Here is a 12,508-nt window from a genome sequence, read left to right on the forward strand (position 1 = left end):
CAGAAACTTTTGCGCCTTTTGGCCGTTCTCTAGGGCATGGATATGCATCGCAAAGCAGATGGCCGACCAGCGCAAGGCCCCGGCAGGGGGACCGGGATCGTGACCATCGCCCTGCCCTCGCCGGGAGAGGGAGTGAGCAGGGCGTTGCGGAACGCCTATCGTCTAGCAAGTGACGCCTTGCCCGACGACATGCTCGCGCTGCTGGCCAAGCTGGACAAGCACTGACCGGCTTGGCGGGACGGGCCATATTTGTCAATGTGGCGGAATCCTTGGGTATCCGGCCTTTAAGGCAGGCGTTTCGGCGTTCGAAAAGGTGACGGACCGCTACCCGCTCCGCCCAAATGTGTCGCACTGGGCCGGATCGCCGCTGTCGAGGCCGCGCCGCAGCCATTCCATCCGCTCCTGGCTGCTGCCGTGGGTGAAGCTTTCGGGCACCGGCCGCCGTCCCGCCGCCTTCTGGAGGGTGTCGTCGCCGATCGCCTGCGCCGCCTTCATCCCTTCCTCCAGATCGCCCGCTTCCATAAGGCCTGTGCGCTTGGCCCATACGCCCGCATAGCAATCCGCCTGCAATTCGACGCGCACCTGCAACGCATTGCCCTGCGCCTCGCTGACGGCGCGCTGCTGCTTGTTCACCTGACCCAGAGTGCCTTCCAGATCCTGCACATGGTGGCCGACTTCATGCGCGATGACATAGGCTTGCGCGAAATCGCCCGGAGCGCCGAAGCGTTGCTGCAATTCGGTGAAGAAATCCGTGTCCAGATAGACCTTCTGATCGTTGGGGCAGTAAAACGGCCCCATGGCGCTCTGCGCCGCGCCGCATCCCGACGTGCCGCTCTGGCTGTAGAAGGAGAGGATGGTCGGCTGATAATTCTGCCCCGACTCCTTGAAGACCTGTCCCCACACCCGCTCGGTCGATCCCAGCACCTTCAGCGACCAGTGCTGGATATCGGACAACTGCCCGGGATCGCGGCTGGCGGGCGCGCTCTGCTGCTGGGGCGCGCCGCCGCCGCCTATCATGCTCAGCGGATTGACCCCCATCACCGCGAGGATGATGAGCACCACCACGATCCCGCCGCAGCCGAAACGGCTGCCGATCAGCGGCAGCAACATGCCAAGGCCGCCGCCCAATCCTCCCCCGCCAAAGCCGCCTCCACGGCCGCTTTGCACCTCGAAATTGGAGCTTTCCTGTTCGTCGTCCAGCCGCATCGCGTCCTCGTTCCTGTGCGCTTGCTCGCCCATTGCCTACGCGATTCGGGGAGGGCTGGGAACTGTCATGAAAGCATGGCGTATCGGAGATTAAGTTGGAATGCCGCCCGCAAAGACTATATTGCACTGCGATATGGCAGATATCGAAACAGAATCCGCTCCCTCCCGGCCCCGGCGGCGCGCTGCGCCCCTGCCGCTTCCCCGGCAGGTCGCGCTGCTGCTGCAGGGCGGCGGCGCACTCGGCTCCTTCCAGGCGGGGGTCTATGAGCGGCTGGATGCGCTGGGAATCGACGTGACGTGGGTTGCGGGCATCTCCATCGGCGCGGTCAACGCCGCCATCATCGCGGGCAATCCGCCGCACCGGCGCTTGAGCCGCCTCAAGAAATTCTGGCTGACCGTGTCGGGCGGAATACCCAATGTCGTCCTGCCGGAAATCGACCATATCCGCGAATTCGCGCATCTGATGGCGGCGGGCACGGTCGCGACCTTCGGCGTGCCGGGCATGTTCCGCCCGCGCCTGTGGCCTACGCCGCTGATGCCCGAAGGAACGCCGGGCGCGATCAGCTTCTATGACAGCGCGCCGCTCAAGGACATGCTGGACGCCTGCGTCGACTGGGATCTTCTGAACGACGGGCCGGTGCGGCTGTCGGTCGGGGCTGTGGACGTGGAAAGCGGCAATTTCGCCTATTGGGACACGCGCGGCCCCGGCGGCAATTCGACCCGCATCGACGCGCGGCATATCATGGCGTCGGGCGCCCTGCCGCCCGGCCTGCCGCCGGTGGAGATCGATGGGCGCTGGTATTGGGACGGCGGTATCGTGTCCAACACGCCGCTTGCCCATGTGCTCGATCACCAGACCGACGACATGCTGGTGTTCCAGGTGGACCTGTTCCCCGCCGCCGGGCCGAGGCCCCGGCAGATCACCGACGTCTATTCCCGCACCAAGGACATCCAATATTCCAGCCGCACCCGGCAGGTGACGGATCAATATCTGCGCCTGCGCCGCGAACATGGCGCGATTCGCGCGCTGCTCGACAAGCTGCCGCCCGAATTGCAGGACGATCCCGACGCGCAGCGCCTGCGCAGCATGATGGATTGCGGATCGGTCAACATCGTCCACCTGATCTACCGCAGCCGCAATTGGGAAAGCGGCGCGCGCGACTTCGAGTTTTCGCGCTCCACCATGCTCGACCACTGGAGTCAGGGCCGGGAAGCCGTGGAGGAAGTGATGCACAAGGGCGACCTGATCGCCCGCAACATCCTGGACGGCAAGAGCGCGACCTTCGACCTCGACGCCCCCGATCATCTCAAGGAGAAAAAGGCATGAGCAAATCCCTGTCCGGCAAGACCGCGCTTATCACCGGCTCCACGTCCGGCATCGGCCTTGCCTATGCCAAGGCGCTGGCGGGGGAGGGCGCGAATGTCGTCATCAACGGCTTCGGCGACGCGGATGCGATAGAAAAGGAGCGGCAGGGGCTGGAGGAACTGTCAGGCGCCAGGGCGCTCTATTCCGGCCATGACCTCACCAAGGTCGACCAGATCGAAGCGATGATGAAGGAAGCGGCGGACGCCTTTGGCGGCGTCGACATCCTCATCAACAATGCCGGGATGCAGCATGTCGCCCCGGTGGAGGAATTTCCGCTCCACAAATGGGACCTCATCATCGCGCTGAACCTCAATGCGGCTTTCCATACTACGCGGCTTGCCATTCCTTATATGAAGTCGCGGAAATGGGGCCGCATCATCCAGACCGCGTCCGCCCATTCGCTGACTGCCTCGCCCTTCAAGAGCGCCTATGTGACCGCCAAGCACGGCCTTGCGGGCTTCACCAAGACGGTGGCGCTGGAAACGGCGACCTTCGGCATCACCGCCAACTGCATTTCGCCCGGCTATGTCTGGACGCCGCTGGTGGAAAACCAGATTCCCGACACGATGAAGGCGCGGGGCATGACCCGCGAGCAGGTGATGAACGACGTCCTCCTCGCGGGCCAGCCGACCAAGCAATTCGTGACCGTGGATCAGGTCGCCGCCATGGCGCTGTTCCTGTGCGGCGACGCCGCCGCCAACATCACCGGCGCCAATATGAGCATCGACGGCGGCTGGACGGCGCAATAGGCGACGCCTTCACTCCCCCTTCCGCTGGCGGGAGGGGGGAGGGTGGGACCTTCGTTCTGTGGCGTGAAATCTTCGCCATCTTCCGCCTTCGTTAATGCCTTGTGGAAATGACCCCGCTATAGGCGGATGACAGGCGCATCTTTCTCTTCACGGGGCTTTCACATCCATGTGCGGTATTATCGGGATCATCGGCAGGGACGACGTGGCGCAGCGGCTGGTGGACGGCCTCCAGCGCCTGGAATATCGCGGCTATGACAGCGCGGGCGTCGCCACCGTCCATGACGGCCTGATCGACCGCCGCCGCGCCGAGGGAAAGCTCGTCAATCTGGTGAAGGCGCTGGAGGATGCGCCGCTCCCCGGCACCATCGGCATCGCCCACACCCGCTGGGCCACCCATGGCGCGCCGACCACCAGCAACGCCCATCCCCATGCCACGCGCGAAGTCGCTCTCGTCCACAATGGCATCATCGAGAATTTCAAGCCGCTGCGCGAGGAACTGATCGCGCGGGGCCGCGTCTTCGACAGCCAGACCGACACGGAGGTCGTCGCCCATCTGGTCAGCGAACTGGTCGAGCAGGGTGCGTCCCCTCGCGAGGCCGTCGAACAGGTCCTTCCCCGCCTGCATGGCGCCTTTGCGCTGGCCATCCTATTCCGCAGCCATCCCGACATGCTGATCGGGGCGCGCCTCGGATCGCCGCTGGTGGTCGGCTATGGCGAGGGGGAAACCTATCTGGGTTCCGATGCCCTCGCGCTCGCGCCGCTGACCCAGCGCATCGCCTATCTGGAAGAGGGCGACTGGGTCGTCGTCACCCGCGACGGCGCGGAAATCTTCGACAAGGACAACAATCCCGTCGAGCGTCCCGTCACCATTTCCGGCGTCACCGGCGAGCTGATCTCCAAGGGCAATCACCGCCATTACATGCTCAAGGAGATTTACGAGCAGCCGGTGGTCGTGGCGCAAACGCTGCGCTCCTACCTGCGCCGCATGGAGGATCAGGTGTCGCTGCCGGTCCCCGATTTCGACCTGAGCGCGATCCGCCGCGTCACCATCGTCGCTTGCGGCACCAGCTTCTATGCGGGCATGGTCGCGAAATACTGGTTCGAGCAGTTCGCCCGCGTCCCCGCCGACATCGACGTGGCGAGCGAGTTCCGCTACCGCGCGCCGGTGATGGAGGATGGGGGGCTGATGATCGTCATCAGCCAGTCGGGCGAAACCGCCGACACGCTCGCCGCCCTGCGCCACGCCCGGGCCGAGGGGCAGAAGATCGCCGCCGTCGTCAACGTCCCCACCAGCTCCATGGCGCGGGAGGCGGACCTGCTGCTTCCCACCCATGCCGGGCCGGAGATCGGCGTCGCTTCGACCAAGGCGTTCACCTGTCAGCTTGCGGTGCTGGCCGCCTTCGCCGCCAATCTCGCCCGCGCCAAGGGACGGCTGGACGAAAAGGCGGAGAAGGAACTGGTCCGCCATCTCGCCGAAGCGCCCGCCGCATTGAACGCCGCGCTGGCCTATGACGAATCGATCGAGGCGATGGCGCATCTGATCGCCGGGGCGCGGGACGTGCTCTATCTGGGACGCGGGCCGGACTATCCGCTGGCGCTGGAAGGGGCATTGAAGCTCAAGGAGATCAGTTACATCCATGCCGAAGGCTATGCCGCCGGAGAGATGAAGCATGGTCCCATCGCCCTCATCGACGAGTCCGTGCCGGTGATCGTCCTCGCCCCCAGCGGGCCGCTCTTTGAAAAGACCGTCAGCAACATGCAGGAAGTGCAGGCGCGCGGCGGCAAGGTGGTGCTGATCTCCGACTATGACGGCGTGGCTGCGGCGGGGGAGGGCTGCATCGCGACCATCACCATGCCCAAGGTCCATCCGCTGATCGCGCCGATGGTCTACGCCGTGCCGGTGCAGTTGCTCGCCTATCATGTCGCCGTGGCCAAGGGCACGGACGTCGATCAGCCAAGGAACCTTGCAAAATCCGTGACGGTCGAATGAGGATCAGTGCAGTTCGGTAAAGTCGTAACGGTCGCGCACGCGGGCGTTGAAAAAACGGCCCTTTGATGGCGCAACTCGCATCCGTTCGACGATTTCTTCCGGCACGTCGAAATAGCGGTAGCGGCGGCCGCTGACGAATTGGATGTCGAGCGCATGGGCGCTGGCGTCATAATCGAAGCGGCGGATGACGGTCGACGGCATGAAACGTCAACCGCCTGCTCAAGAACGGGTTCCTCAGCCTCCGCCCGGCGCATTGTGCCCGCCCGCCGGGACCGGCCCGCCGCTGGGCGCATGGGCGTGGTCGGGGTCGCTGTCCCAGTCGATATGATAGAGATCGAACCGCCGGTCGCGCAGGTTCCTGACCGTGCCCTCCGCCCGCGCCCAGCTCAGGTCCGCGAGGTTCACGTCCGCCATCGTCAGCGTCTCGACATTTTCCGTCGATTCCGCCGCGATCCCGTCGCGCGCGAAGGGCAGGTCGCAGGGCGTTAGGATCGCGCTCTGGGCATATTGGATGTCCATATTGTCGACATTGGGCAGATTGCCGACATTGCCCGACATGACGACATAGCACTGGTTCTCGATCGCCCGCGCCTGACAGCAATAGCGCACCCGCATATAGCCCAGGCGGCTGTCGGTGCAGAAGGGGACGAAGATGATCCGCGCGCCCTGATCCACCAGCCGCCGCGCCAGTTCGGGAAATTCGCTGTCGTAGCAGATGAGCACGCCGATAGGGCCGCAGTCGGTCTGGATCACGTCGAGCGAATCCCCGCCCTTGATGTTCCACCAGAAGGCTTCGTTGGGCGTCGGGTGGATCTTCTCCTGCCGGTGGAGCGACCCGTCGCGCAGCGCGACATAGGCGATGTTCTGGATGTCGCCGTCCTCGGCGCGGGTCGGGTGGGAGCCGCCGATGATATTGATGTTGTATTCCAGCGCCATCCGCTCCAGTTCCTTGGTCAGGCGCGGGGTATAGCCGGTCAGCTTGTCGATGGCCTCGATGGGCGACAGCTTCTTCGTCTCATAGGAGAGGAGGGGGAGGCTCAGCAGTTCGGGAAAGACGATGAAGTCCGACCGGTAATCCGCCGCCACGTCCACGAAATATTCGATGTTGCGGATGAACTCTTCGAAATCCTTCACCGCGCGTGCTTGTAGCTGGCAGGTGGCGAGGCGGACGCTTTCCACCCCGCGCGGCACCCGCATTTCGGGCGCTTCGTCCGGATCGACATAGGGGTTGCGCCAGACCAGATGCGCGGCATGACCCACCGACTGCTTGTCCTCGGGGAGGTAGTTTTCCAGCACGCCCAGCGGTTCGAACTGGTTCTTGAGCTGGAAGCTGAGCACCTGATCGCGCAGCTTGCCGGTGACGACCTTGTCCAGATAATCCGCGGGTCCCTCCACTCGCCGCCGCGCGCGGGCATAGCCGGGCATCCGCCCGGCAATGACGATGCCGTGCAGGTCCAGCTCCTCCGCCAGCTCCTTGCGCTCGTCATAGAGGCGCTGGCCGATGCGCAGGCCCCGCAGCTTGGGGTCGACCGCCATCTCATAGCCATAGAGCCATTCGCCCGCCGCGCTGTGCCGCGTGCCGAAGCCGTTGGCGGTGATCTCCTCCCAGTCATGGGCGGCGAAAGCCATCGCCTTGCTGACCCGCATGGTCGCGCAATAGCCCACGACCTTGTTGTCGTAGAGCGCGACGAAGCAGCCGTTCGGGAAGTTGTTGATCTGCCCCCTTATGGTGGCCAGCGAATAATTGGGCATCCCCGGATAGACGCGGGCGATCAGCCGCTGGATGCCGCGCACGTCGGACGGAACGGCGGCGCGAACCTCAAGCAGGCGCTGGCGGGCTGTCTTCGTCATTATGTCGTTCCCTTGGGCTGACGGTCATGGAAAAGGCGGCGCTGATACCCAGCGCCGCCCTCGTTCCGTTTCCGTATTGAAAGCCTGAGAAGGCGATCAGTTCCACTTGCCCATTTCGGTTTCCAGGTTGACGCGGATCTGCTCGAAGAACTGCTCCGTCGTCATCCACGCCTGATCCGGGCCGATCAGCAGCGCCAGATCCTTGGTCATCGCGCCGCTTTCGACGGTCTGGATGCAGACCTTCTCCAGCGTCTCGGCGAACCTGGTGACGTCCGGCGTGTCGTCGAACTTGCCGCGGAAGGACAGGCCCTGCGTCCAGGCGAAGATCGAGGCGATCGGGTTGGTGGAGGTCGCCTTGCCCTGCTGGTGCTGGCGATAGTGGCGGGTGACGGTGCCATGCGCCGCTTCCGCCTCGATGGTCTTGCCGTCGGGCGACATCAGCACGGAGGTCATGAGGCCGAGCGAGCCGAAGCCCTGCGCCACCGTGTCGGACTGCACGTCGCCGTCATAATTCTTGCAGGCCCAGACGAACTTGCCGCTCCACTTGAGGGCGGAAGCGACCATGTCGTCGATCAGGCGGTGTTCGTAGACGATGCCGGCGGCCTTGAACCTGTCGGCAAATTCGGCGTCGAACACTTCCTGGAACAGGTCCTTGAAGCGGCCGTCATAGGCCTTGAGGATGGTGTTCTTGGTCGACAGATAGAGCGGCCATCCACGGTCGAGCGCATAGTTCATGCTGGCCTTGGCGAAATCGCGGATCGATTCGTCGAGATTGTACATGCCCATGGCGACGCCCGAAGAGGGGAAGTCGAACACCTCATATTCCAGTTCCTTGCCGTCCGTGCCGACCCATTTCATGGTGAGCTTGCCGGGGCCGGGAACGCGGAAGTCGGTGGCGCGATACTGGTCGCCGAAGGCGTGACGGCCCACGACGATCGGGTCGGTCCAGCCCGGAACCAGACGGGGCACGTTGCGGATCACGATGGGTTCGCGGAAGACGACGCCGCCCAGGATGTTGCGGATCGTGCCGTTGGGCGACTTCCACATCTGCTTGAGGTTGAATTCCTCCACGCGCGCTTCGTCGGGGGTGATGGTGGCGCACTTCACGCCGACGCCATATTCTTTGATCGCATTCGCGGAATCGATGGTGATCTGGTCGTTTGTCTCGTCACGCTTCTGAACGGAAAGATCGTAATATTTAAGGTCGATGTCGAGATAGGGAAGGATCAGGCGCTCGCGAATCCACTCCCAGATGATCCGCGTCATTTCGTCACCGTCGATCTCAACGACCGGGTTCTTGACCTTGATCTTCGCCATGCGCCTGCTTCGCTTTCTTCGCTTCGGGTGGAATTTGGGACTTGCCCTAGGGAAAGCGGCGGCAATGTTCAACCGCCCAGTCGCCTTTGCGGGGCGAGATCATTTGAGCGTCGGACCGCCCGCGCGCCATCGGACGTTGTCACTGCACCACACTCTCCCTAAAGACGATCCCATGGAAAATGACGAACTGACCGTCGCGCTGGGCGGCAATGTGAAATGGCGCTTTCCCTCGGTGCATCCCGAAGGCGTCAAATTCGGTCTGATTGCCGCCGCGATCACCGGGGTTCTGTTCCTGCTGGGCTGGGAAATCGCGGGCTGGCTGATGGTCATCGTGACCATGTGGGTGCTGGCCTTCTTCCGCGATCCCGTCCGCGCCGTGCCGCAGGATGAAAATGCGATCGTCGCGCCCGCCGACGGCCTCGTCACGCTGATCCAGCGCGTGCCGCCGCCGCGCGAGATGGCGGGGGCGGACGGCCTTGGCGACCGGCCGATGATCCGCGTGTCGATCTTCATGAGCGTGTTCGACGTGCATATCAACCGCACGCCCATCGGCGGGACGGTGAAGGCTGTCGTCTACATCTCCGGCAAGTTCGTGAACGCCGATCTCGACAAGGCGAGCGAGGATAATGAACGTCAGCACATCCTGGTCGAGCGGCATGACGGCGTGCGCATCGGCTTCACCCAGATCGCGGGGCTGGTGGCGCGGCGGATCGTGCCCTTCGTGAAGCCGGGCGACATGGTCGCGGCGGGGCAGCGCATCGGCCTTATCCGCTTCGGCAGCCGGGTCGACGTCTACCTGCCCGCCGGGACCGCGCCGCGCGTGGTGCTGGGCCAGAGGACGGTCGCGGGCGAAACGATCCTGGGCCAGATCGGCGACATGCGCGTCATCAAGGGCATTCAGCAATGAGGGGGCGTCGGTGAGGCGGCGGCGCACCATCCCGCGCGGCTTGCGCCGGGGGATCACCCTGCGGATGGTCGCGCCCAACGCCGTCACGGCGATGGCGCTGTGCTTCGGCCTGACCGGCGTGCGCTACGGCATTTCGGGCGAGTGGGAGAGGGCGGTGCTCTCCATCCTGTTCGCGGGCGTGCTCGATGGGCTGGACGGACGGATCGCGCGGCTGCTGCGCGGGGAGAGCCGATTCGGCGCGGAACTGGATTCGCTGTCCGATTCGATCGCCTTCGGGGTCGCGCCGGCGCTGATCCTGTATCTCTGGTCGTTGCAGGCCATGCCGAAATTCGGCTGGATCTTCGCGCTCGCCCATGCACTGTCCTGCGCCCTGCGCCTCGCGCGCTTCAACGCCAATATCGACGCGGATGAGCAGCCGCATAAATCGGCGGGCTTTCTCACCGGCGTTCCGGCGCCTGCGGGGGCAGGCATTGCCTTCATGCCGATGTATCTGTGGCTGGTGACGGGGGAGCCGATTTTCCGTGAATGGTATGTGGTCGCGCCCTGGGCCGCCTTTACCGCGTTCCTGATGATCTCCAGCGTCGCGACCTATAGCTGGTCGGCGCTGCGCTTGCGGAAACGGATCAGGCTGGAGGCCATCGCCCTTGCCGGCCTGCTCGCGGCGTTGCTGATCAGCGATCCGTGGCTAACGCTGCTGGTCCTGTGCGCTGGCTATATCGCGACCATTCCGTTTGGCATGTTGTCCTATGCCCGGATCAGGCATCAGCAATTAAATGCTGTTTCCTGACATTCGCCCAGATTCATGCCGCCATGGCGTGAACGGGAGAGGTTCGCGCGCCTGGCCGCTCCCCGGCCGATGCACGGCGGCGGCTGATTCGCAGGCGATAGACCGGCCTTTCCTGCGGGATCGGCTCGAACAGCAGCGCGGCGACCATCTTGTCGCGGTAAAGCGCGAACATTCCGATGATCGTGGCGGCCGCCAACAGGAAGGAAGCGAAGAAAACAACTGCTGCGACGAGGGTGAACATGACGTTCGCTTTCTATCTTGCCATTCGCACGGCTTGACCCAGTATGATGGCGCAAACGGCCCGAAATGGCCTTTTGTTCCGAATGTTCTCTATATGTTCTATTCTCGCCGGAGCGTCAAGCCCTCTTGCATCGCCGCGCGCGCGCCGCTAAAGGCCCGCCCTATTCCACATGGGAATCGCACATATCCGGTGCCGCAGGCTTCCTTCGGTTCCTGATTCCCAGAGGCATCAACCGGAAGGAGAAGAAGTTATGGCGACTCCTGTCGTCTCCATGAATCAGTTGATCGAGGCCGGCGCGCATTTCGGCCACCAGACCCACCGCTGGAATCCGCGCATGAAGCCGTATATCTTCGGCGAGCGCAACGGCATCCACATCCTCGACCTGTCGCAGACCGTGCCGCTCTTCGCGCGCGCCCTGGACTTCGTGTCGGGCACGGTCGCCGCGGGCGGCAAGGTTCTGTTCGTCGGCACCAAGCGCCAGGCGCAGGACCCCATCGCCGAAGCCGCGCGCAAGTCGGGCCAGCATTTCGTCAACCATCGCTGGCTGGGCGGGATGCTCACCAACTGGAAGACGATCAGCCAGTCGATCAAGCGTCTGAAGACCTTGGAAGAGAAGCTGTCGGGCGACACCCACGGCCTCACCAAGAAGGAAGTCCTTCAGATGACCCGCGAGCGCGAGAAGCTGGAGCTGTCGCTCGGCGGCATCCGCGATATGGGCGGCATCCCCGACGTGATGTTCGTGATCGACGCCAACAAGGAAGAGCTGGCGATCAAGGAAGCCAACACGCTGGGCATCCCGGTCGTCGCGATCCTCGATTCGAACGTCTCGCCCGACGGCATCGCCTTCCCGGTTCCGGCGAATGACGACGCCAGCCGCGCGATCCGCCTTTACTGCGACGCCATCGCCACGGCAGCGACCAAGGGCAACCGTGGCGCGCAGCAGGCCGCCGGCGTCGACCTGGGCGCTCTGGACGAGCCCGAGGCCGAAGAGGTCGTCGCGCAAGCCTGACACGCGGTCTTCGAACTGCAATGTAGACAGGCCAGGGCGCGCTCCACCGGAACGCGCCCTGCGCTTATTTGAACCCCATAGAACTTAGGAGCCGAAACATGGCCGAGATTACCGCCGCCGCCGTCAAGGAACTGCGCGACCGTTCGGGCGCGGGCATGATGGATTGCAAGAAGGCGCTCGCCGAAGCCAATGGCGACATGGAAGCCGCCGTCGACTGGCTGCGTGCCAAGGGCCTCGCTGCCGCGCAGAAGAAGTCGAGCCGCACCGCCGCTGAAGGTCTGGTGGGCGTCGCCGTCGCGGGCGCCAAGGGCGTTGCCGTCGAAGTGAACAGCGAAACAGACTTCGTCGCCAAGAACGACCAGTTCCAGGATTTCGTCCGCACCGTCGCCGAAATCGCGCTCAAGAGCGGCGCGGCCGATGCCGAAGCCCTGGGCGCGCAGGCGCATCCCGCCGGCGGCACCGTGGCCGAAAAGCTGGTGTCGAACATCGCCACCATCGGTGAGAACCAGACCCTGCGCCGCGTCGCCCAGCTTGAAGTGAACCAGGGCGTCGTCGTTTCCTATGTCCACAACGCCGCCGCGCCGGGCCTGGGCAAGATCGGCGTGCTGGTCGCGCTGGAAGGCGATGCGCCCGCCGACGTGCTGGAGCCGTTGGGCAAGCAGATCGCGATGCACATCGCCGCCGCTTTCCCGCTGGCGCTGTCGGCTGCGGACATCGATCCGGCCCAGCTTGAGCGCGAGCGTTCGATCGCCGCCGAAAAGGCCGCCGAATCGGGCAAGCCCGCCGAGATCGTCGCGAAGATGGTCGACGGCGCGGTCGCGAAGTTCGCCAAGGAGAACGCTCTCCTGTCGCAGCTCTTCGTGATGGACAACAAGACCCCCGTTGCCGACGTCGTCGCCAAGGCGGCGAAGGATGCGGGCGCGTCGATCAGCTTGAAGAACTATGTCCGCTTCCAGCTTGGCGAAGGCATCGAGAAGGAAACGAGCGACTTCGCGGCCGAAGTCGCCGCCGCTGCCGGCGTCGCCTGATTTCCGGGGCTGATCTGACAGAACGTTCCGTTCGGGCGTTGTCGGGAGGCCGCGTTT

The 12,508-nt window shown here is 64.4% G+C and carries 13 protein-coding genes; 8 read left to right on the forward strand and 5 right to left on the reverse strand.

The genetic code is table 11. The features are described 5' to 3' along the window. Positions 1 to 42 precede the first annotated feature (42 nt). Entirely contained in the window at positions 43 to 225 is a 183-nt protein-coding gene (locus tag IQ35_RS04135) for a hypothetical protein (protein WP_236614781.1), read from the forward strand. Positions 226 to 324: 99 nt separating this feature from the next. Here IQ35_RS04135 and ypfJ read toward each other — a convergent pair whose 3' ends face one another. Further along, positions 325 to 1,206 (reverse strand): KPN_02809 family neutral zinc metallopeptidase, encoded by an 882-nt coding sequence (gene ypfJ, locus IQ35_RS04140; RefSeq protein WP_145072075.1) that lies wholly within the window; start codon positions 1,204 to 1,206, stop codon positions 325 to 327. A gap of 133 nt (positions 1,207 to 1,339) precedes the next feature. Here ypfJ and IQ35_RS04145 point away from each other — a divergent pair, with 133 nt between their 5' ends. From IQ35_RS04145 to glmS, 3 genes are all read left to right on the forward strand, one after another. Next, the gene (locus tag IQ35_RS04145; protein WP_021245694.1) at positions 1,340 to 2,533 is read left to right on the forward strand and encodes a patatin-like phospholipase family protein; all 1,194 of its coding nucleotides are present in this window, start codon (positions 1,340 to 1,342) and stop codon (positions 2,531 to 2,533) included. After that, positions 2,530 to 3,321 (forward strand): 3-hydroxybutyrate dehydrogenase, encoded by a 792-nt coding sequence (locus IQ35_RS04150; RefSeq protein WP_145072043.1) that lies wholly within the window; start codon positions 2,530 to 2,532, stop codon positions 3,319 to 3,321. The genes IQ35_RS04145 and IQ35_RS04150 overlap by 4 nt, the downstream gene beginning before the upstream one ends. Positions 3,322 to 3,487: 166 nt before the next feature. After that, positions 3,488 to 5,311, forward strand: coding sequence for a glutamine--fructose-6-phosphate transaminase (isomerizing) (glmS, locus tag IQ35_RS04155; RefSeq protein WP_021245692.1), 1,824 nt, complete (start codon positions 3,488 to 3,490; stop codon positions 5,309 to 5,311). A 3-nt stretch (positions 5,312 to 5,314) separates the two neighbouring features. Here the strand turns inward: glmS and IQ35_RS04160 are convergent, their stop codons facing one another. From IQ35_RS04160 to IQ35_RS04170, 3 genes are all read right to left on the reverse strand, one after another. Next, positions 5,315 to 5,512: a KTSC domain-containing protein gene (locus IQ35_RS04160; protein WP_145072044.1), complete on the reverse strand. Its 198-nt coding sequence runs from the start codon at positions 5,510 to 5,512 to the stop codon at positions 5,315 to 5,317. A gap of 33 nt (positions 5,513 to 5,545) precedes the next feature. Beyond that, complete coding sequence (locus IQ35_RS04165) at positions 5,546 to 7,162, reverse strand: GNAT family N-acetyltransferase (RefSeq protein WP_021245690.1); 1,617 nt, start codon at positions 7,160 to 7,162, stop codon at positions 5,546 to 5,548. A gap of 96 nt (positions 7,163 to 7,258) precedes the next feature. Further along, positions 7,259 to 8,479 carry an NADP-dependent isocitrate dehydrogenase gene (locus IQ35_RS04170; protein ID WP_145072045.1) on the reverse strand — a complete coding sequence of 407 codons (1,221 nt, stop codon included), beginning with the start codon at positions 8,477 to 8,479 and terminating at the stop codon, positions 7,259 to 7,261. Between the two features lie 172 nt (positions 8,480 to 8,651). On the opposite strand from IQ35_RS04170, the gene IQ35_RS04175 reads away from it, so the two are divergent. Then, entirely contained in the window at positions 8,652 to 9,386 is a 735-nt protein-coding gene (locus IQ35_RS04175) for a phosphatidylserine decarboxylase (protein ID WP_021245688.1), read from the forward strand. Positions 9,387 to 9,450: 64 nt separating this feature from the next. Beyond that, positions 9,451 to 10,173: a CDP-alcohol phosphatidyltransferase family protein gene (locus tag IQ35_RS04180; RefSeq protein WP_051187185.1), complete on the forward strand. Its 723-nt coding sequence runs from the start codon at positions 9,451 to 9,453 to the stop codon at positions 10,171 to 10,173. A gap of 13 nt (positions 10,174 to 10,186) precedes the next feature. Here the strand turns inward: IQ35_RS04180 and IQ35_RS04185 are convergent, their stop codons facing one another. Further along, on the reverse strand, positions 10,187 to 10,414 hold the full coding sequence (locus IQ35_RS04185) for a hypothetical protein (RefSeq protein WP_021245686.1): 228 nt from the start codon (positions 10,412 to 10,414) through the stop codon (positions 10,187 to 10,189). Positions 10,415 to 10,664: 250 nt separating this feature from the next. Between IQ35_RS04185 and rpsB the strand changes: the two genes are divergently transcribed. Together rpsB and tsf are read left to right on the forward strand one after the other, a co-directional pair. Next, positions 10,665 to 11,423, forward strand: coding sequence for a 30S ribosomal protein S2 (rpsB, locus tag IQ35_RS04190; RefSeq protein WP_021245685.1), 759 nt, complete (start codon positions 10,665 to 10,667; stop codon positions 11,421 to 11,423). A gap of 98 nt (positions 11,424 to 11,521) precedes the next feature. Beyond that, positions 11,522 to 12,451: a translation elongation factor Ts gene (gene tsf, locus IQ35_RS04195; RefSeq protein ID WP_021245684.1), complete on the forward strand. Its 930-nt coding sequence runs from the start codon at positions 11,522 to 11,524 to the stop codon at positions 12,449 to 12,451. Positions 12,452 to 12,508: the final 57 nt, after the last annotated feature.

It is taken from the genome of Sphingobium wenxiniae, from assembly GCF_007830065.1.
Taxonomy (GTDB): Bacteria; Pseudomonadota; Alphaproteobacteria; order Sphingomonadales; family Sphingomonadaceae; genus Sphingobium; species Sphingobium wenxiniae.